General features: G+C 69.6%; 16 protein-coding genes. 13 read left to right on the top strand and 3 right to left on the bottom strand.

From position 1 onward, the window contains the following. Positions 1–18: 18 nt before the first annotated feature. Positions 19–1,182 (bottom strand): CaiB/BaiF CoA transferase family protein, encoded by a 1,164-nt coding sequence (locus tag NGJ44_RS07605; RefSeq protein WP_053244205.1) that lies wholly within the window; start codon positions 1,180–1,182, stop codon positions 19–21. Positions 1,183–1,364: 182 nt separating this feature from the next. Here NGJ44_RS07605 and NGJ44_RS07600 point away from each other — a divergent pair, with 182 nt between their 5' ends. The 12 genes from NGJ44_RS07600 to pdxK all read left to right on the top strand — a co-directional run bounded on the left by NGJ44_RS07600 (position 1,365) and on the right by pdxK (position 15,675). After that, positions 1,365–2,408, top strand: a complete 1,044-nt coding sequence (locus NGJ44_RS07600) for an AraC family transcriptional regulator (protein ID WP_082308241.1) — start codon at positions 1,365–1,367, stop codon at positions 2,406–2,408. 114 nt (positions 2,409–2,522) lie between these two features. Then, a complete protein-coding gene (locus NGJ44_RS07595; RefSeq protein WP_053244207.1) occupies positions 2,523–3,707 on the top strand; it encodes a lipid-transfer protein in 1,185 nt (394 codons plus the stop codon). 60 nt (positions 3,708–3,767) lie between these two features. Then, positions 3,768–4,592: an SDR family NAD(P)-dependent oxidoreductase gene (locus tag NGJ44_RS07590; protein WP_152967975.1), complete on the top strand. Its 825-nt coding sequence runs from the start codon at positions 3,768–3,770 to the stop codon at positions 4,590–4,592. Positions 4,593–4,606: 14 nt separating this feature from the next. Then, the gene (locus NGJ44_RS07585; RefSeq protein WP_251863571.1) at positions 4,607–5,761 is read left to right on the top strand and encodes an acyl-CoA dehydrogenase family protein; all 1,155 of its coding nucleotides are present in this window, start codon (positions 4,607–4,609) and stop codon (positions 5,759–5,761) included. Positions 5,762–5,798: 37 nt separating this feature from the next. Beyond that, the gene (locus NGJ44_RS07580; protein ID WP_053244209.1) at positions 5,799–7,466 is read left to right on the top strand and encodes a long-chain-fatty-acid--CoA ligase; all 1,668 of its coding nucleotides are present in this window, start codon (positions 5,799–5,801) and stop codon (positions 7,464–7,466) included. Positions 7,467–7,643: 177 nt separating this feature from the next. Next, positions 7,644–8,492 (top strand): MurR/RpiR family transcriptional regulator, encoded by an 849-nt coding sequence (locus NGJ44_RS07575; protein WP_053244210.1) that lies wholly within the window; start codon positions 7,644–7,646, stop codon positions 8,490–8,492. Between the two features lie 33 nt (positions 8,493–8,525). Beyond that, positions 8,526–9,755, top strand: a complete 1,230-nt coding sequence (locus NGJ44_RS07570; RefSeq protein WP_251863666.1) for a diaminopropionate ammonia-lyase — start codon at positions 8,526–8,528, stop codon at positions 9,753–9,755. Continuing rightward, positions 9,752–10,990 carry a M20 family metallo-hydrolase gene (locus NGJ44_RS07565; protein WP_053244211.1) on the top strand — a complete coding sequence of 413 codons (1,239 nt, stop codon included), beginning with the start codon at positions 9,752–9,754 and terminating at the stop codon, positions 10,988–10,990. The genes NGJ44_RS07570 and NGJ44_RS07565 overlap by 4 nt, the downstream gene beginning before the upstream one ends. 16 nt (positions 10,991–11,006) lie before the next feature. Next, positions 11,007–11,960: an N-carbamoyl-D-amino-acid hydrolase gene (locus NGJ44_RS07560; protein WP_053244212.1), complete on the top strand. Its 954-nt coding sequence runs from the start codon at positions 11,007–11,009 to the stop codon at positions 11,958–11,960. 142 nt (positions 11,961–12,102) lie between these two features. Then, complete coding sequence (locus NGJ44_RS07555; protein WP_053244213.1) at positions 12,103–13,434, top strand: MFS transporter; 1,332 nt, start codon at positions 12,103–12,105, stop codon at positions 13,432–13,434. A 48-nt stretch (positions 13,435–13,482) separates the two neighbouring features. After that, positions 13,483–14,625, top strand: a complete 1,143-nt coding sequence (locus NGJ44_RS07550; protein ID WP_053244214.1) for a YgeY family selenium metabolism-linked hydrolase — start codon at positions 13,483–13,485, stop codon at positions 14,623–14,625. 207 nt (positions 14,626–14,832) lie between these two features. Next, the gene (gene pdxK, locus NGJ44_RS07545; RefSeq protein WP_251863570.1) at positions 14,833–15,675 is read left to right on the top strand and encodes a pyridoxine/pyridoxal/pyridoxamine kinase; all 843 of its coding nucleotides are present in this window, start codon (positions 14,833–14,835) and stop codon (positions 15,673–15,675) included. Between the two features lie 62 nt (positions 15,676–15,737). Here the strand turns inward: pdxK and NGJ44_RS07540 are convergent, their stop codons facing one another. Beyond that, positions 15,738–17,045, bottom strand: a complete 1,308-nt coding sequence (locus NGJ44_RS07540; protein ID WP_251863569.1) for a phospholipase A — start codon at positions 17,043–17,045, stop codon at positions 15,738–15,740. A 126-nt stretch (positions 17,046–17,171) separates the two neighbouring features. Beyond that, positions 17,172–18,674 carry an L-piperidine-6-carboxylate dehydrogenase gene (gene amaB / locus NGJ44_RS07535; RefSeq protein WP_251863568.1) on the bottom strand — a complete coding sequence of 501 codons (1,503 nt, stop codon included), beginning with the start codon at positions 18,672–18,674 and terminating at the stop codon, positions 17,172–17,174. Between the two features lie 126 nt (positions 18,675–18,800). Here amaB and NGJ44_RS07530 point away from each other — a divergent pair, with 126 nt between their 5' ends. Next, positions 18,801–19,550, top strand: coding sequence for an amino acid ABC transporter ATP-binding protein (locus NGJ44_RS07530; RefSeq protein ID WP_053244759.1), 750 nt, complete (start codon positions 18,801–18,803; stop codon positions 19,548–19,550). Positions 19,551–19,568 lie beyond the last annotated feature (18 nt).

The following is a 19,568-nucleotide window of genomic DNA, read 5'->3' as shown; positions in this document are numbered from 1 at the left end:
CGCGGCGCCTGCATGTCCCTACAGGGCGATGCCGCGCGCGGCCAGGCTGGCGATTTCGGCGGGCGGATAGCCCGCCTCGCGCAGAACCTGTTCGGTATGCTCACCCGGCTCGGGGGCCTGGCGGCGGATGGCGAATTCGAATCCCGACATCTTGACGGGGCAGGCGATATGAAGGACCGCGCCGTGGCGGGGATGCTCGGTGCGGCGCAGCATCCCGCGCGCCACCACCTGCGGCTGCGCCAGGCTCTCGGCCAGGGTCAGCACCGGAGAGACGCAGCAGTCCGTTCCCTCGAAAAGGGATGCCCAGTGGGCCAGCGGACGGGAACCGATGATGGCGGCCAGTGCGGCCCGCAGTGCCGGCTGGCGTGCGGGATCGCGATGGCCGGCCAGCAGGTCGGGGCGCTCCAGCCGGCGGCACAGCGCCTCCCAGAATTTGGGCTCCAGCGCGGCCACGGCCAGCCAGCGGCCATCGCGGGTGCGGTACTGGCCATAGCACGCCAGCCCGCCCGACAGCGCGTCGGTGCCCGGGGGGCGGGTGCCGCCGCTGGCGTTCAGCGTGGCCAGCGACACCACGTTGCCGGCCAGCAAGCCGTCGGCGATGGCGATGTCCACATGGCGACCGATTCCGGTGCGCCGGGCATCGAACAGGGCGGCGAGCACGCCCATGACGGCGGTCAGCGATCCGCCCAGCACGTCGGCCACCGGCAGATTCGACAGCGCGGGCTCGCCCGATGCGCCGGCCATCTGCTCCGCCACGCCCGTGCACGAGGCGTAATTGAGGTCGTGCCCGGCTTCTCCGCTGCGCGGGCCGTCCTGGCCGTAGCCGCTGATGCTGCAATACACCAGGCGCGGATTCTCCGCCGCGAGCGTGGCGTAGTCGGCGCCCAGGCGGGCGGCCACGCCCGGGCGGAAGCTTTCGATCAGCACGTCCGCGCCGCGCGCCAGCGCAGCCAGCGCCTTCCTGCCGTCCGGCTGCTTCAGGTCCAGCCGCACGCCGCGTTTGTTGCGGTTGCAGGCGGCGCGCAGGGCCGGGGGCGCGTAGTCGCCGGCCTGCGTGTCTTCGATCTTGACGACGTCGGCGCCCAGGTCCGCGAGATACTGCGCGGCCAGCGGGCCGGGCAGCAGCCTGGAAAGATCCAGGATCCGCACGCCGGCGAGCGGCGCGGTGTTCGGCGTATCCAAAGAGGGGCTCCCGCAAATACGAAGGGGGCCGCACAGGGCGGGTTCGAGCCAGTCTAGATGCGGGGCCGCGGCCGACCAATGGCGAAATCGTTGATTCGGCTTGGCGGGAATGCTCACCGCCGCCGTTTCGCCCGGCGCGGGCATTGGCTACCATGGCCGCCAACGGGTCGCGGGAGATCGTGATGACGCACCACACCATTGCAATCGGCCACCTGGCGCAGATCCTGCACGGCGCGCGCAGCCGGGGCGTGGACGTGAACCACGTGCTGGAACGGGCGGAGGTGTCGCCGGCCCTGCTGCAGTCGCCCATGGCGCGGGTGTCGCAGGCGCAGTTCGCGCGCATCCTGCGCCGGTTGCGCCTGGCCACCCGCGACGACTTCATGGGCCTGGGCACGCGCCCCGTTCCCCTGGGCGCGTTCGCGCTGGCCTGCGGCGTCGCGCAACGCGAGCCTTGCATCGGACGCGCCCTGCGCGCGGCCTTCCGCCTCTATCACGGCCTGCTGCCCGATTTCACGGCCCGGCTCTGCGTCTCGGACGGGCTGGCGCGCATCGTTCTGGACACGCGCGCCGCGCCCGGCCCGGCGCGCTGGTACGGCGAGCGCACCTTTCTTTTCTTCACGCTGGGAGTGGCGAACTGGCTGGCCGCGCGCCGCATTCCCATCCTGGGCGTGGACTACCGCAACGGCGAGCGCAGCGCCGACGCGCATCGCCTCTTCTACGCGCCGGTGCGCTACGGCCAGCCCGAAACCGGGCTCAGGCTGCAGGCGCGCTGGCTGGACCTGCCCGTGGTGCAGGACGCGCGGAGCCTGCGCGAGTTTCTCGCCAATGCGCCGTTCGACCTGTTGGTGAAGTTCCAGGACCGCACCACGCTCACCGAGCGCATCCGGCGCTTGCTGCGCAACGACCTTTCGGGCGAGCTGCCTTCGCTTGCGCGCATCAGCGCGCAGCTAGCCATGACGCCGCAGACGCTGCGCCGCCGCCTGCGCGAGGAAGGGCAGGGCTTCCAGGCGCTGAAAGACGATCTGCGCCGCGATGCGGCCATCGAGTACCTGGGCCGTCCGGAACTGTCGCTGGTGGACATCGCCGAGCGCCTCGGCTTCTCGGAGTGCAGCACCTTCAACCGGGCCTTCAAGAAATGGACCGGCGTGGCGCCCGGCGAATACCGCCGCAGCCGCATGCGCAATCCGCAGCCGGATGCGCATGACACTTTCCGCCAATGCGTTTGACGCCTGCGGCCATTGCCCGCCGGGCCGCGCGGCGCGAAGCTGTGCCCACCGGCCGCGGCCCGCCCGCAACGGGCGCCGGCGCCGAGGCGGTTTCACACCACAGGAGAGGCAAACATGAATCGGAACGTACTCGTGGCCGGCGTCGGCATGATTCCGTTCAGCAAGCCCGGGGCAAGCGAGCCCTATCCGGCCATGGGCGCGCGCGCGGCCCGCGCGGCGCTGGACGACGCCGGCGTGCCGTACGGCGATGTGCAGCAGGCCTATGCGGCCTACGTGTACGGCGACTCGACTTGCGGGCAGGCGGCGGTGTACGGCCTGGGCCTGACCGGCATTCCGGTCTTCAACGTCAACAACAATTGCGCCAGCGGCTCCTCGGCGCTTTTCCTGGCGCGCCAGGCCGTTCAGAGCGGGGCCGTCGATTGCGCGCTGGCGCTGGGCTTCGAGCAGATGTCGCCCGGGGCCCTGAAAAGCATGTACGAAGACCGGCCGTCGCCGCTGGCGGGCTTCATCGAATCGATGCGCGCCATCCAGGGCTACGATGCCGACAGGCCGCGCGCGGCGCAGTTCTTCGGCGGTGCGGGACGCGACTACATGAAGCAGCACGGCATCCGGCCCGACACGTTCGCGCGCATTTCGGTCAAGGCCCGGCAGCATGCGGCGCGCAATCCGTATGCGGTGTTCCGCCAGACCGTGACGCTGGAGGAAGTGCTGGCTTCGCCCATGATCTTCGAGCCGCTGACCCGCCTGCAATGCTGCCCGCCGACCTGCGGCGCGGCGGCCGCGTTGCTGTGCTCCGAGGATTTCGCGCGCCGGCGCGGCATCGCGCCCGCGGTGCGCATCGCCGCGCAATCCATGACCACCGACACCGCGCCGGCGTTCGAGTCGGCAGACATGCGCAAGCTCGTGGGGTACGACATGACCCGCGCCGCGGCCGACCAGGTATTCGAGGCATCGGGGGTGGACCCGGCCGACATCGATGTGGTGGAGCTGCACGACTGCTTCACCGCCAACGAGCTGCTCACATATGAGGGACTGCGCCTCACGCCGGAAGGCACGGCGGAGAAATTCATTCTCGAAGGCGGCAACACCTATGGCGGCCAGGTGGTGACCAACCCCTCCGGCGGGCTGCTTTCCAAGGGGCATCCGCTGGGCGCGACCGGCCTGGCCCAGTGCGCCGAGCTGGTGTGGCAATTGCGCGGCCAGGCCGACCTGCGCCAGGTGGAAGGCGCCAGGCTGGCGCTGCAGCACAACCTCGGGCTGGGCGGCGCGTGCGTGGTCACGCTGTACCAGGCCGCCTGAAGCAAGACCGCGCCGGCGCGGCCGGGGCGGGCCATGAACGGAACAAAGGAGACAGAAGCCATGGGTACGCTGGATGGAAAAGTGGCGCTGGTGTCGGGATCGGGACGGGGCATCGGGCGGGAGATCGCGCTGAAGCTGGCCGGGGAAGGCGCGCGCGTGGTGGTCAACGACCTCGATGACGGGCCGGCCGAGGAAACCGCCGCGCTGATCCGCGGCGCGGGAGGACAGGCCTGCGTATGCGCGGGCAGCGTGATCGAGGCGGATTTCGCGCAGCGGTACGTGGATACCGCCATCGAGGCATACGGCGGCCTGGACATCATCGTGAACAACGCCGGCTACACCTGGGACAACGTGATCCAGAAAATGAGCGACGAACAATGGGACGCCATGCTCGCCGTGCACCTGACCGCGCCCTTCCGCATTCTGCGGGCGGCCTCGGGGTTCATCCGCGAGGCGGCCAAGACCGAGGCGGCGCAGGGCAGGGAGGTATTCCGCAAGGTGGTGAACATCTCGTCCACCTCGGGCGTCATGGGCAATGCGGGCCAGGCCAACTACGCGGCCGCCAAGGCGGGCGTTAACGGCCTGACCCGCGCCCTGGCGAAGGAATGGGGGCGCTACAAGGTCAACGTGAACAGCGTGGCCTTCGGCCTGATCCGCACCCGCCTCACCGAGTCGGCCGCGGACGACGATGCCTCGCTCGACATTGCCGGGCGGCGGATCAAGGTGGGGGTGAATCCGGAGGTGCTGAAGAACGCCGAACGCCTCGTTCCCATCGGCCGCGCCGGCACGCCGGCCGAGGCGGCGGGCGCGGTCTATCTATTCTGCCTGCCCGAATCGAACTACGTCAGCGGCCAGGTCCTGGTCGTGGGCGGCGGCCGGCCTTGATCGCGGGAGGACCCATGGACACGCCGAGCCCCGCCTGGATGGACGCCGACCTGCGGCTTTTCCAGGATTCCATCCGCCGCCTTTTCGAGAAGGAGTTCGCACCGCACGAGGAAAAGTGGCGCAAGCAGCAGCACGCCGACCGCGATGTCTGGCGGCGCGCAGGCAGCCTGGGCCTGCTGTGCGTCAGCATCCCCGAAGCCTATGGCGGCGGCGGAGGCAACTTCGCGCACGAGGCCATCGTGGCCTCCGAGCAGGCGCGCGCCATGGTGCACGGATTCAGCAACAACGTGCACAGCGCGATCCTGGCGCACTACATCCTGAACTACGGCACCCAGGACCAGAAGCGGCGCTGGCTGCCCCGCATGGCGACGGGCGAGCTGGTGGGCGCCATCGCCATGAGCGAGCCGGGCGCGGGGTCCGACCTCAAGAGCGTGCGCACCACCGCCATGCGCGACGGCGGCGACTATGTGCTTAACGGCTCCAAGACCTTCATCACCAACGGCCTGCACGCGGACCTGATCTGCGTGGTCGCCAAGACCGATCCTTCGGCCGGGGCGCGCGGCGTGTCGCTGCTGATGGTCGAGACGCGCGATCTGCCGGGCTTTCGCCGCGGCCGCCTGCTGGAGAAGCTGGGCCAGAAGAGCCAGGACACCGCCGAGCTGTTCTTCGACGGCGCAAGAGTGCCCGCCGGCAACCTGCTGGGCGGCGAAGAAGGGCGCGGCTTCGGCCAGCTGATGCAGCAATTGCCGCGCGAGCGCCTGCTGATCGCCGTGGGCGCCGCGGCGACCATGCGGCGCGCCATCGACGAAACCGTGGCCTACGCGGGCAGCCGGGAAGTGTTCGGCCAGCCGCTCATGGCGCTGCAGAACACGCGGTTCAAGCTGGCGGAATGCGAAACCGTGGCCACTGTCGCCGCGCGCTTCGTCGACGACTGCATCGCCCGCCAGCTGGCGGGCACGCTGGACCTGCCTACCGCGGCCATGGCGAAGTGGTGGGTTACCCAGATGAACTGCCAGGTCATCGACGAGTGCCTGCAATTGCACGGCGGCTACGGCTACATGCTGGAGTACCCCATCGCGCGCATGTACGCCGACGCGCGCGTGGGCAAGATCTATGGCGGATCGAACGAGATCATGAAAGAGATCATCGCGCGCGGCATGGCGGCCTGAGCCGCCGCGCGCGTTGCGCCCCGGACACGGAGGAGACATGCGGCAATCGCACTACGCGTTCTGGCCCAAGGGGTTGCCCCGGGAAATCCCGGCGCCCCGGACGACCCTGTATTTCAACCTGGAGGTTTCGGCGGCGCGCTATCCCGACAAGGCCGCCATCGTGTTCTACGACGCCGAGGTGAGCTACGCCCGGCTCAAGCGCGAGGCGGACGCGCTCGCGGGGTATCTGCAGCGGTGCGCCGGCGTGGGGCGCGGCGACCGCGTGCTGCTCTTCAGCCAGAACTGCCCGCAGTTCGTCATTGCCTTCTACGCCATCCTGCGCGCCGACGCGGTGGCGGTTCCGGTCAATGCCATGAGCACGCCCGACGAACTGGCGCACTACCTGGAAGACAGCGGCGCGCGCGTGGCCTTCGCCAGCCAGGAGCTGTGCCCGCGGCTCGCCGGATTCGCCGCGGACGGGCGGCTGGAGCGCGTGATCGTCCACACCTATTCGGATTATCTGGACGGCGCACGCACGGATCACGAGCCGCCGGACTGGATCCGCGCGCCTCGCCAGGACACCGGACTGCCCGATGCCGTGCCCTGGTACGGCGCGCTCGCCGTGGGCGCGCAGCCGGAGCCCGCCCGCGCCCAGGCGGACGATCTCTGCCTGCTGCCCTACACCTCCGGCACCACCGGCCGGCCCAAGGGCTGCCGCCACACGCACGCCACGCTGGGCGCGGCGCTGGCCGGGTCGCAGTTGTGGCGTGGCCTGCACGCCGAATCCGTCATCCTGGGCGTGGCGCCCATGTTCCATATGCTGGGCATGCAGAACTGCATGAACCTGCCCATTCTGTTGGGTGCGACCGTGGTGGTGCTGCCGCGCTGGGACCGTGAGGCGGCAGCCAGGCTGATGGCCGAGCGGCGCGTCAGCGTCTGGTCGGCCGCGCCCGCCATGGTGGTGGACTTCTTCGCGCAGCCCGGCATCGGCGGCTTCGATCTGTCCAGCCTGGCGCTGCTGTGCGGCGGCGGCGCGCCGATGCCGCAAGCCGTGCATGCCATGCTGGCCGACCGCTACGGCATCGTCTTCAACGAGGCATACGGCCTGACCGAAACCGCGGCATTCCTGCACTGCAATCCGCTGGCGCGCGGCAAGCGCCAGTGCATCGGCGTGCCCACCTTCGGCGTGGACACCCGCGTGATCGACCCCGGCACACTGCAGGAGCTGCCGGACGGCGAAGTCGGCGAACTGGTCACGCGCGGCAGCCAGGTCATGCTGGGCTACTGGCGGCAGCCGCAAGCCGACCAGGAGGCGTTCGTCAGCCTGGAGGGCCGGCGCTATTTCCGCACCGGCGACCTGGGGCGGGTGGACGAAGACGGGTACTTCTTCGTGACCGACCGCCTCAAGCGCATGATCAACGCCTCGGGCTACAAGGTCTGGCCCGCCGAAGTCGAAAACGCGCTGTACGAGCATCCCGCCGTGCACGAGGCTTGCGTGATCGGCGTGCCGGACTCCTGCCGCGGCGAGACGGTCAAGGCGCTGCTCGTGCTGCGGCCGCAGGCCGGCGAGCAGACCAGCGAAGCGGCCGTCATCGCCTGGGCGCGGCAACGCATGGCCGCCTATAAGGTTCCGCGCATCGTCGAGTTCGTCGAGTCGCTGCCCAAATCGAATACGGGCAAGATCCTGTGGCGTCAACTGCAGGAGGAGGCGGGCCGCAGCCCGTGACGAGCCGCGCGGCGGACTGCCGGTCTGTGCGCCTGGCTCCAGGCGCATTCGAGCGCCCGCGATGCGGGCGCATTTTTTTTATGCCCGCCGGCGGGATACGCTGTTACGCAAATCGTGTTGACACTAAAGTTTCAGGAAAATATATTGATGAAATCAAAGTTTCATAAAACCGCGTCCATGACATCGACTTTGCAGGAACGCATCCTGGCCTTGCAGGACTCCTTCACGGAAAGCGAGCAGCGGCTGGCGCGCGCCACGCTGGAGTGCCTGGGCAATATCGCCGCCTACTCGGGCGCCGAGCTGGCGCAGAAGGCGGGCGTGTCCAAGGCGACCGCCGGGCGGTTTTTCCGGCGGTTGGGCTATGAGAACTTCAACGAGGTGCGCGCGCAGGCCCGGGACGAGGCCGGCCGCGGCTCGCCGCTGTACGAGCTGGCCGGGGTGCGCCCGCCGGATGCTTCCGGCGATGCGCTCGCGGCGCATCTGGCCAACGACCTGCGCAATCTGGCCCAGACCTTCGAGCGGCTGGACAGCGCCGACGTGGACCTGGCGGTGTCGTTGCTGGCCGGCGCGCGGCGCGTGTGGATCGCAGGCTTTCGCAACGGCCGGGTGCTGGCGCAATATGCCTGGGCCCTGCTGACGCAATTGCGCGACGGCGTCTCGCTCGCGCCGGGAGCCGGGCTGAACCTGGCCGAAGACATGGCCGACCTGGCCAAGGGCGACGTGCTTCTCGTCATGGATTTCCGCCGCCGCGTCACCTTGCTCAAACCCATCGTGGAGCACGCCAACCGCGTGGGCGCCAAGGTGGTGGTCATGACGGATCCCACCGCCACCGAGCTGCCCGCGCGCGCCGACGTGGCGCTGCGCTGCGTGAACACCGGCTCGGCGGTTTTCGATTCCTATGTGGCGGCCCTGAGCCTGCTCAACCATATCTGCTCGGCGCTGGCTCGCGCGCTGGGCGGCGCGGCGCGCCAGCGCCTGGCCAATATCGAGCGGCTGCATGATCTGTACGGCGATCTGCAGCGTTGAAACCATCGCAACCAGGAGATTGAAGTGGCAGAGATCCTTCCCCGCGTCCGGCTAGGCTGGACTTCCAATCCGGCGTTCGACGCCGCCCAGCCCTACGGCCCCGCCCAGCAGGCGGTGCTGGGCGGCGCGGCCTACGCGCTCGCGCAGGCGGAGATCGCGCGCTGGCCGGGCTACGCCCCGACGCCGCTTTACGCCCTGGACGGCCTGGCGCGGGCGGCGGGCGTGGCCGGCATGCTGTACAAGCAGGAGGCGGGCCGCTTCGGCCTGGGCAGCTTCAAGGCGCTGGGCGGCGCGTATGCGGTGAGCCGGCTGCTGCTGCGCGAACTGGGATCCCGGCTTGGCCGCGACGACCTGACCGTGGACGATCTGCTCTCCGGCGAGCATCGCGAACACACGCAGGCCATTACCGTCACTTGCGCCACCGACGGCAACCACGGGCGCTCGGTGGCCTGGGGCGCGCAACGCTTCGGATGCCGTTGCGTCATCTACGTGCACGCCACGGTGAGCGAAGGACGCAAGCAGGCCATCGAAAGCTATGGCGCTCAGGTGGTGCGCACGGCGGGCAATTACGACGACTCGGTGCGCGAAGCCGCGGCCGATGCCGCGCGCCTGGGCCGCTTCGTGGTCTCCGACACTTCCTACCCGGGCTACATGGACGTGCCGAAGGACGTGATGCAGGGCTACGCCGTCATGGCCGACGAGGCTTTGAGCCAGATCCGGGCCGGCGGCGGGCCTCTGCCCACGCACGTTTTCCTGCAAGGCGGCGTGGGCGGCCTGGCGGCGGCCGTATGCGCCCATTTCTGGGAAACGCTGGGGCCGCAGCGGCCGCGCTTCATCGTGGTCGAGCCCGACCGCGCGGCATGCCTTTTCGAAAGCGCCAAGGCGGGCAGGCCCGTGGCGGTGCAAGGCGACCTGGATACTGTCATGGCCGGGCTGGCCTGCGGCGAGGTGTCGCTGCTGGCGTGGGAAATCCTGCGGCCGGGGGCCCAGGCGTTTCTTACCGTGGACGACGAGGCCGCGCTGGACACGGTGCGCCTGCTGGCGTCCGGACGCTACGGCGACACGCCGCTGGTGGCGGGCGAATCCGCGGTGGCGGGCCTGACGGGCTGCCTGGCGGCGCTGGCCGACGACGCGGCGCGGCAGGCGCTGGGCCTGGACGGCTCCAGCCGCGTCCTGTTCTTCGGCAGCGAAGGCGCCACCGATCCCGGGCTTTACCGCCGCATCGTGGGCAGGCAACCCGAAGAAATCGGAGCGCCGGCATGACGGCCGGCGCGCAGCCGCGCATCGACCTGCCCCGTCTGCTGGACCGCATCGCCCGGCTGGGGCAGGTGGGCGCGATCGAAGGCGGGGGCGTCAGCCGCCTCGCGCTGTCCGAGGAAGACAGGCTGGGGCGCGACCTGGTGTGCGGATGGATGCGGGAACTCGGCCTGGCGGTCAGCGTGGACCGGATCGGCAATGTGGTGGGCGTGCGCGCGGGCCGCGAAGCGGGCCCGCCGGTGATGACGGGCTCTCACATCGACACGGTCCGCACCGGCGGCCGCTATGACGGCAACCTGGGCGTGCTGGCGGGACTGGAGGTGATGGCCGCCCTGGACGATGCGGGCATCGTCACCCGCCGGCCGCTGGCCGTGGCCTTCTTCACCAACGAGGAAGGCGCGCGTTTCGCGCCCGACATGATGGGCAGCCTGGTGTTCCAGGGCGGCCTGGCGCTGGAGGACGCGCTGGCCACGGTGGGCGTGGACGGCACCACCGTCGGCGAGAACCTGCGCCGCATCGGCTACGACGGACCGGCGCCCGTGGGCGGAAACCGCGTGCATGCCTTTGTCGAACTGCACGTGGAGCAGGGCCCCGTGCTGGAGCACGAGGGCGACACCATCGGCGCCGTCACGGGCGTGCAGGGCATCCACTGGATCGAGTTCACGGTCGAAGGCGTGTCCAACCATGCCGGCACCACGCCCATGGCGCTGCGCCGCGATGCGGGCCTGGTGGCGGCGCGCATTGCGTGTTTCGCGCGGGATCTCGCCCGCCGCTCGGGCGGCGCGCAGCTCGCCACCGTGGGGCAGGTGAATCTGTTTCCGAATCTCGTCAATGTCATTCCCAGCCGCGCGGTGTTCACGCTGGACCTGCGCAATACCGACGGCGCGGCGCTGCGGGCCGCGATCGAGGCGTGCCTGGCCTATGCGCGGCAGGCGGCGCGGGAAGAGGGCGTGCGCGTGAGCCATCGCGTGCTGGCCGACTTCGAGCCGGTGGAGTTCGACGAGGCGGTGGTGGCGCGGGTGGAGGCCATTGCGCGGCGGCGCGGGCTGCGCGTGCGCCGCATGCCCAGCGGCGCGGGACACGACGCCCAGATGCTGGCGCGCATGTGCCCCACGGGCATGGTGTTCGTGCCCAGCGTGGGCGGGCTGTCGCACAACGTCAAGGAATACACGCACGACAGGGACATCGAGGCGGGCGCCGGCGTGCTGCTCGATCTGATGCTCGAACTTTCGGAACAATAGACTGGAGACTGGAATCATGTCACGTTTCATCAATGTGGCCGCGGCGCAATTGGGGCCCGTGCAGCGCAGCGACACGCGCCGCCAGGTCGTGCAGCGCCTCGTCGAGCATCTGCGCCAGGCCCATGCCATGGGCTGCCGGCTTGTCGTGTTTCCCGAGCTGGCGCTCACCACCTTCTTTCCGCGCTGGTACATGGAAGATCCGGCCGAGCTGGACGCCTTCTACGAAAGCGAAATGCCCGGGGCGGAAACGCGGCCGCTCTTCGAGACGGCCGCCAGGCTGGGCGTGGGCTTCTACCTGGGCTATGCGGAACTGGCTTTCGAACGGGGCGCGAAGCACCGCTACAACACCTCCATCCTGGTGGACCAGCAGGGCCGCATCGTGGGCAAGTACCGGAAGGTGCATCTGCCCGGCCATGCCGGGCACGAGCCATGGCGGGCCTTCCAGCACCTCGAAAAGCATTACTTCGAGCCGGGCGAATCGTTCGACGTGTGGCGCGCGTTCGGCGGCGTGATGGGCATGGCGTTGTGCAACGACCGGCGCTGGTCCGAGACCTATCGCGTGATGGGCCTGCAAGGCGTGGAAATGATCCTGCTGGGCTACAACACGCCGGTGCACAATCCGCCGGCTCCCGAGCACGACGATCTGTCCATGTTCCACAACCACCTCGTCATGCAGGCGGGCGCCTACCAGAACGGCACCTGGGTGGTGGGCGTGGCCAAGGCGGGCAAGGAAGAGGGCTGCGAAATGATAGGCGGAAGCTGCATCATCGCGCCGTCGGGCGAAATCGTCGCCGCGTGCTCCACGAAAGGCGACGAACTCGCGGTGGCGCGTTGCGACCTGGATCTCTGCCTCTCGTATAAGCGCACCACGTTCAACTTCGAGCGGCACCGCAGGCCGGAAGCCTATGGGCTGATCACGCAACGCAGAGGCGCCGTCGAACCCGCGCCGCAGGCGGCGGTCCCCGCCTAGCCTGCGGCGCGCCATCGCGGCGGGCCTGTCCGGCCGGCCGCATTCCATTCCGGCGTTTTCCTTTTCATAACAACAGTATGCGGGCGCCGCCGGCGCCTGCAGGGAAGCGCTCGGTCCAATCCAGACCCCCAAGGTGAAAAAAATGAGCCATTCAGTCGAAAGCATCGCGGCCTCTCCCATGGCCGCGGACACGGATCCGCGGGCGGCGCGCGACGACGCCCTGTATCGCAAGGTGGCGTGGCGGCTGCTGCCCTTCCTGATGATCTGCTATATCGCCGCATTCCTGGACCGCGTAAATGTCGGGTTCGCCAAGCTCCAGATGCTGGACGACCTGAAATTCAGCGAAACGGTGTACGGCCTGGGCGCGGGCATTTTCTTTATCGGCTATTTTCTTTTCGAGGTGCCGAGCAATGTGCTCATGCACCGCATCGGCGCGCGCAAGACGCTGGCGCGCATCATGATTCTCTGGGGCCTGATCTCGGCGGCGATGGCGCTCACGCGCACGCCCACGCAGTTCTACATCCTGCGCTTTCTGCTGGGCGCGGCCGAGGCGGGCTTCTATCCCGGCATCATCCTCTACCTGACATACTGGTTTCCCTCGCACCGGCGCGGCCAGATCGTGGCCGTGTTCATGACCGCCGTGCCGTTCGCCGGCATCCTGGGCGGGCCGCTGTCGGGCTGGGTCATGGAGGCTTTCCACAGCCATCGCGGCCTGGCGGGCTGGCAATGGATGTTCATCATCGAGGCGGTGCCCTCCGTGCTGCTCGGGCTGGCCGTGTTCTGGTACCTGGACGATCGCATCGAAGACGCGCGCTGGCTGGATCCCGGCGACAAGCGGCGCCTGGCCGAGAACCTGGCGGGCGAAGCGTCGGCCAAGACCGAGCACGGCTCGCTGCTCACGCTCTTCAAGGACCGCCGCGTGCTGCACATGGCGCTCATCTGCTATTGCACCGTGTCCAGCCTGTCCGGGCTGGCCTTCTGGATTCCCTCGGTAATCCGCTCCACGGGCGTGTCGTCGCTGCTCGAGATCGGGCTGCTTACCGCCGTGCCCAATATTTGCGCCGTGGTGTCGATGGTGCTGGTCTGCCGCCATTCGGACGCCACGCGCGAGCGGCGCTGGCACATGATCGCGCCGTTCCTGGTCGGCGGCGCGGGCCTGGCGCTGAGTACGCTGTTCAGCCACAACCCGCCGCTGGCCGTGGCGATGCTGTCGGTGGCGGCGGCCGGCTGCATGGTGTGCTCCCCGCTGTTCTGGAGCCTGCCCACCGCGTTTCTCGAAGGACGCAGCGCGGCGGCGGGGATTGCGGGCATCAATGCGTTTGCCGGCCTGGCCGCCTTCATCAGCCCCTATGTCATCGGCTGGATCAAGGATCTCACCGGGTCTACCGACTGGGGCATGTACTTCCTGGCGAGTTTCACGGTGCTGGGGGCGGCGCTGGTCTACCGCGTGCCCAGGGAATTGGTCAATCGCTGACGACAACGCGGCCCCTTCCGGGGCCGCTTCAAACTACCGGGAGTTCCCATGACGATGGATGTAGTGGCCCTGACCCAGGCCATGGTGCGCACGCCCAGCCTGTCCGGCGAGGAGGGCGGCATGGCGCGGCTGGTTGCCCAGGCCATGCGCGAAGCGGGTTTCGACGAGGTGACGACGGACGCCAACGGTTCGGTGGTGGGCTATGCCGGGCCCGCGCAGGCAGACGTGGCCTTGCTGTTCGACGGTCATATGGACGTGGTGCCGGTCACCGGCCATTGGCGTTTCGACCCTTATGGCGGCGTGATCCACGGGGGCCGCCTGTACGGCAGGGGAAGCGCCGACATGAAAGGCGGTATCGCGGCGGCCATTTGCGGCGTGGCCGCGGCGGCGCGCCAGGGCTTGCGGCGCAGGATCGCCGTGTCGGCGAGCGTGCTGGAGGAAGTCATCGAAGGCCATGCGCTGGCCCGGGTGCTGGACGCCGTGCAGCCTGGGGCCGTCGTGATCTGCGAGCCGTCGGGCCTGCGGATCAAGGCGGGCCAGAAAGGCCGCATGGAGGTGCTGCTCACGCTGCACGGCAAGCCGGCCCATGCGGCGACGCCGCAAGTGGGGCGCAACCCCCTGCATGCGGCGGCGCGGGCCCTGCTCGCCCTCGAATCTCTGCCCCTGCCTTCCGACCCGGTGCTGGGGCCGGCCCTGCTGGTGCCGGTGGACGCGGTGTCGCAGCCGTATCCCTCGATATCGATGGTTCCGGGCGGCGTGACGCTGCGTTTCGACCGCCGCACCCTCGCGGGAGAAACCGAGCACGACGTGCTCGGCCCGATCAGGCTGTGCCTGGAGCGGGTGGGGGTGCGCGATTACACGCTGGAAATCAGCGCCGATCCGGTGCGCGCCTTTACAGGGGAGTCGGCGGCGCCGCCGCGCTGGCTGCCGGCATGGCGCTGTCCCGACGATGCGCCCGTGCTCGCGGCGCTGCGCGGGGCCGCGAGAGAGTGCGGCAGGGACGACGCGGTGGGCTGTTGGCCTTTTTGCACCAACGGCTCGGAGTCGGCGGGGCGGCGCGGCATTCCCACGGTGGGCCTGGGGCCGGGCAACGAGGAAGACGCGCACACCATAGACGAGTCCGTCGCGGTCGAGCAGCTCGTGGGCGCGCGCGATATCTACCTGGCGCTGGCCCGCCGGATGGGCGCTTGATCGCCTGGGGCGATTCCGAGGCGCTCGGCGAAGGTCCGGCCGGCATACGCGCGGCGTAACAGCTCGAATTCCCGCCTGCCGCGGCGCCAGTTCTTCCAGCAGAGGGTCCAGCGATTGCGCCGCGCCGATAGGGCTGCGCCCGGGCGGGCCGCGGTCCTCGGGGCTATCATCCCGTTTTTGGCCATATCCGCACCAGGAGTTTTCCGCATGACCGCGAACGCCGCGCCGCCCGCCACGCCCGCCCGGGTGGACGTCATTTCCATCCAGTCGCAGGTCGTCTACGGCTGCGTGGGCAACAATGCCGCGCTGCCGGTGCTGCGCGAGGCGGGCTACCGCGCCGTGGCCGTGCCCACGGTGGTGCTGAGCAATACGCCGCACTATCCCAGCCTGTACGGCGGCGCGGTGCCCGCCGAATGGTTCGAGGGCCTGCTCCAGGGGCTGTGGGACCGGGGTGTCGTCGCGCAGGCGCGCGCCATCGTTTGCGGCTACCTGGGCAATCCGGCGCAGGCGGACCTGCTGGCCCGGTGGCTGCCCCGCGTGCGGCAGGCCAGGCCCGGCCTGCCCGTGTTCATCGACCCGGTCCTGGGCGACAGCAACGACGGCCTGTACGTGGATGCGGGGCTGGTGGAGCAATACCGCAAGCTGCTCGTGCCGCTGGCCGACGGCATGACGCCCAACCATTTCGAACTGGAAACGCTGGCCGGCCGTCCGCTCGCCACGCTGGACGAGGTGATCGCCGCGGCGCGCGGACTCATCGCGCAGGGTCCGCGCTGGGTGGTGGCGACCAGCGCCGCGCCGCGGGCCTCGGCGCAAGGCGCGCTGCAGCTCGTGGTGGTGACGCGCGATGACGCCGTCGTGGTGTCGCATCCGGAAATCGCCATTCCGCCTTCGGTGCACGGCACGGGCGACGTGTTCATGGCGGCCATGGCGGCCGGCGTGCTGGACGGGCTGGAACTGGCCGAGGCGGCCCGCCGCGCGGCCGCCCGCGTCACGCGCGCGCTGGCGCGCACGCGCGAACTGGGCTGGGAAGAACTGGCCGCCGACGCATAGCGGCTCCGCCGCGCCGGCCGCGCCCGGGATGCCCGGGGCAGGCGCCGCGCGGCCGCGCAACCTCAAGGCACCAGCGACAGGCCGACGCGGAATTGCGATTCGTTGCGCTGGTTGTAGCCCAGCAGCGTTTCGCCGTAGCCGTTGAAGTACTGCAGGTGCAGGTAGCCGTTCATGTTGAGCCAGGTGCGCTTGAGCGGCCAGGCGAAATCCAGCTGGGTGGTGCGGCGCCGCTGGTCGCCCTGGCGGTACATGGCCGAAACCACCGCGCCGTTGTCCTGCGCCCAGCGCAGCTGCCAGTCCACGTGCCCGGCGTAGTCGGAATAGTCGCTGTTCTCGTCGCCGACGCTGAAGTACGCCTTGACGCGCGGCGCGAAGGTCAGCGTGCTGCCGCCGTCGAAGCGGTAGTGGAAGCGCGGTTCGATGTAGCCGTCGTTCAAGGAGCGCGAATCGTCGCCGTCTTTGCCGTTGGAGTTGTGCTCCACGCCGGTGTTCAGGCCGAAGCGCCAGTTCTGGCCGGGCGAGGTCCAGATGTTGTCCGACAGCCAGAACGCGCTGGGGTTGAACGTGGTGTCGATGAAGGGCATGGAATCGCTTTCCAGGTCCCACAGCGAGATCTGCGTGTAGCCGAGGTAGAAGTTCTCGCTCCAGTCGGCCGGACGGTCGCCGGGCGGGCTGAACAGGCGGTACTTGGCGCTGATCTGGAAGCGCGCGGTGGTCTTGTCGCGGGTGCCGATGTCGAAATACACGGGCTTGTATTCGGAGATGGCGCTGCGGAAGCGGTCGAACGCGGATTCGGGCGGAACGGCGGGCGCCGCCGCCACGGCCGCGGGCGCCGGGCCGCCGTCGGGCGAGGCGCCGACCTCGGAAACCACGGCCGGCGGCAGCGGCTGGCCGGTGCGGGCGTCCACCACCGGACCCTGCGCGGGCGTGCTGGCCACGGTGCCGGTTTCGCGGCCGGTGGCGTCCAGCGCCATCATCGCGGGCTGGCCCTCGATGGAAACGGCCTGCAGGCCGTTGACCGTGGCGGGCACCACGGCCGTCCAGGCCACGCGCGCGAAATTGTTTACCGGCACGCTGTAGCTGGCCTTGCCGCCGCGCAGCTTGGCCAGGCTGCGCACGATCTGGCCGTCCGAGCCGCGCCACTGCAGCACCAGCTCGGGCGGCGCTTCCCAGTTGGCGCGGGCCGAGCCTTCATTGAAGTACACGGCTTCGATGGTCACGGCCTCGCCGGGCGCGGCCGACGGGCGGTCCAGGCGGTAGGAGACGCCGGCGTCGGCCGGGGCCGCCAGGCCGAGGGCCAGGGCGGCGGCCAGGCCGCCGAGCGGGAAAGACAGGCGCGGATTGGCGCGGAGAACGCGGATGACAGCCATGATCGCGGGTTTAGATTGGGACGAAGAACTGTAACATCGACCCCCCGCTACCGTTTGTAAAAACCCCGGCGCGCCTGTAGAAAACGTCACATTTCTATGGCGCGCAGGCAACACCCGCGACCGCCGCTATTCCCCGAACCTGATGCCCTGCGCCAGCGGCAGCGTGCGTGAATAATTGATGGTGTTGGTGGCGCGCCGCATGTAGTTGCGCCATGCGTCCGAGCCCGATTCGCGGCCGCCGCCCGTTTCCTTCTCGCCGCCGAACGCGCCGCCGATCTCCGCGCCCGAGGTGCCGATGTTCACGTTGGCGATGCCGCAGTCCGAGCCGGCCGCCGACAGGAAGGTTTCGGCCTCGCGCAGGTCGTTGGTGAAGATCGCCGAGGACAGGCCCTGGGGCACGCCGTTCTGCATGGCCAGCGCCTGGCTGAAGTCGGTATAGCGCATGACGTACAGAATGGGCGCGAACGTTTCGTGGCACACCACGTCGGTCTGGCCGGGCATTTCGGCGATGGCGGGCCGCACGTACCAGGCGTCGGGATACTGGTCTGCCAGGACGCGCTCTCCGCCCGTGACCGTGCCGCCCTGCTCGCGGGCCGCCTTGAGCGCGGCCTGCATGGCGTCGAATGCGCCGCGGTCGATGAGCGGGCCGACCAGGGTGGAGGCTTCCAGCGGGTTGCCGATGGGCGCGCTGGCGTAGGCCAGGCGCAGGCGGCGCAGCAGCTCGTCGGCCACGCTCTCGTGCACGATGAGGCGGCGCGTGGTGGTGCAGCGCTGGCCCGCCGTGCCGATGGCGCCGAACACGATGCCGCGCGCGGCCATGTCCAGGTCGGCGGTGGGGCCCACGATGACGGCGTTGTTGCCGCCCAGCTCCAGCAGCACGCGGCCGAAGCGCTGCGCCACGCGCGGGCCAACCTGCCGGCCCATGCGCGTGGAGCCCGTGGCCGACACCAGCGCCACCGCATGCGAGTCGACCAGCGCCTCGCCCACTTCGCGCCCGCCGATCAGCAGTTCGGTCAGGCCAGGCGGCGCGTCGCCGTAGCGCTGCGCCGCCTGCGCGAACAGGGCCTGGCAGGCCAGCGCCGTGAGAGGCGTTTTCTCGGACGGCTTCCAGACCACGGCATTGCCGCAGACCAGCGCCAGCGCGGCATTCCATGACCACACCGCCACCGGAAAATTAAAGGCGCTGATGACGCCCACCACGCCCAGGGGATGCCAGGTTTCCATCATGCGGTGGCCCGGCCGCTCGGAAGCGATGGTCAATCCGTACAGCTGCCGCGACAGGCCCACCGCGAAATCGCAGATGTCGATCATTTCCTGCACCTCGCCTTCGCCCTCGGCGAGGATCTTGCCCGCCTCCAGGCTCACGAGGCGGCCCAGCGCGCGCTTGTGCTCGCGCAGCACCTCCCCGAAGAGGCGCACCAGTTCGCCCCGGCGCGGGGCCGGCGCGTCGCGCCACGCCAGGCTGGCCTGGCGCGCGCGCGTGATCGCGGCATGCGCCTGAGCCACGGTGTGCTCATGCACCCGCGCCAGTTCGGCGCCGTCGATGGGACTGCGGGCGGAAAGCGAGCCGCCGCTCAGCGCCTCCGGCTTCAGGCCGAGCGCGCGCAGGATGTCTTGAGGCTTGTCCATGGCAAGTGGCTCCCTAGGGTTATGCCTAAGTGGAGAGGTTGGAAAAAAATTTACTATACGAAACTCCATTGTGAAACGCGAAACCTTTTTGCCGCCGCCCCGTGCCGGCGGCGCCAGGGAGTGTCCGTGGCAGAACCCTTGCTGTCAGTGCAGGCCGTCACCAAGACCTATCGCCGCGACGGGCAGCCGCCGCACCTGGCGCTGGCCGGCATCGACTGCGCACTGGACCGCGGCGAGGTGATGGTGGTGGTCGGCCCCTCGGGCTCGGGCAAGAGCACCTTGCTGCGCACGATCAACGGCCTGGAAAGCATAGACAGCGGCAGCATCCGCGTGGACGGCGTGTCCATCACCGATCCCGCCACCGATCTCAACACCTGGCGCACCGAGGTCGGCATGGTGTTCCAGCATTTCAATCTCTTCCAGCACCGCAACGCCCTGGACAACGTGGCCCTGCCGCAGCGCGTGGTGCGCGGCCGCAGCCGCGCCCAGGCCGAGCGCTACGCGCGCGAACTGCTGGGGCGGGTGGGCATGGCGGACTACGCCGACCGCTACCCCAGCCAGCTGTCCGGCGGGCAGCAGCAGCGTGTTGCGATCGCGCGCGCGCTCGCCATGGATCCCAAGCTCATGCTGTTCGACGAGGCCACCTCGGCGCTCGATCCCGAAACCGTGGGCGGCATTCTCGAACTCATGCGCGCCCTGGCGCGCGACGGCATGACCATGGCCGTGGTCACCCACGAAATGGGCTTTGCCCGCGACGTGGCCGACCGGGCGCTCTTCATGGACGGCGGCCGCGTGGTGGAAGCGGGCACGCCGGAAGACGTCTTCGTCCATCCGCGGCACGAACGCACCCGGGCATTCCTGGAAAAGATTCTGTAGTCCGGATCCCGTGGTTCG

Origin of the sequence: Achromobacter sp. Marseille-Q4962 (assembly GCF_943737005.1) — a bacterium.
Lineage (GTDB): Bacteria > Pseudomonadota > Gammaproteobacteria > Burkholderiales > Burkholderiaceae_B > Achromobacter.
The sequence above is the reverse complement of the archived record's forward strand: the minus strand, read 5'-3'. Positions and strand labels throughout refer to the sequence as shown.

Coding starts and splice junctions, on each gene's coding strand:
- NGJ44_RS07555 (WP_053244213.1), top strand. CDS start 12,103: ATGAGCCATTCAGTCGAAAGCATCGCGGCCTCTCCCATGGCCGCGGAC.
- NGJ44_RS07590 (WP_152967975.1), top strand. CDS start 3,768: ATGGGTACGCTGGATGGAAAAGTGGCGCTGGTGTCGGGATCGGGACGG.
- NGJ44_RS07580 (WP_053244209.1), top strand. CDS start 5,799: ATGCGGCAATCGCACTACGCGTTCTGGCCCAAGGGGTTGCCCCGGGAA.
- NGJ44_RS07600 (WP_082308241.1), top strand. CDS start 1,365: ATGACGCACCACACCATTGCAATCGGCCACCTGGCGCAGATCCTGCAC.
- NGJ44_RS07550 (WP_053244214.1), top strand. CDS start 13,483: ATGACGATGGATGTAGTGGCCCTGACCCAGGCCATGGTGCGCACGCCC.
- NGJ44_RS07560 (WP_053244212.1), top strand. CDS start 11,007: ATGTCACGTTTCATCAATGTGGCCGCGGCGCAATTGGGGCCCGTGCAG.
- NGJ44_RS07585 (WP_251863571.1), top strand. CDS start 4,607: ATGGACACGCCGAGCCCCGCCTGGATGGACGCCGACCTGCGGCTTTTC.
- pdxK (WP_251863570.1), top strand. CDS start 14,833: ATGACCGCGAACGCCGCGCCGCCCGCCACGCCCGCCCGGGTGGACGTC.
- amaB (WP_251863568.1), bottom strand. CDS start 18,674: ATGGACAAGCCTCAAGACATCCTGCGCGCGCTCGGCCTGAAGCCGGAG.
- NGJ44_RS07565 (WP_053244211.1), top strand. CDS start 9,752: ATGACGGCCGGCGCGCAGCCGCGCATCGACCTGCCCCGTCTGCTGGAC.
- NGJ44_RS07595 (WP_053244207.1), top strand. CDS start 2,523: ATGAATCGGAACGTACTCGTGGCCGGCGTCGGCATGATTCCGTTCAGC.
- NGJ44_RS07575 (WP_053244210.1), top strand. CDS start 7,644: ATGACATCGACTTTGCAGGAACGCATCCTGGCCTTGCAGGACTCCTTC.
- NGJ44_RS07540 (WP_251863569.1), bottom strand. CDS start 17,045: ATGGCTGTCATCCGCGTTCTCCGCGCCAATCCGCGCCTGTCTTTCCCG.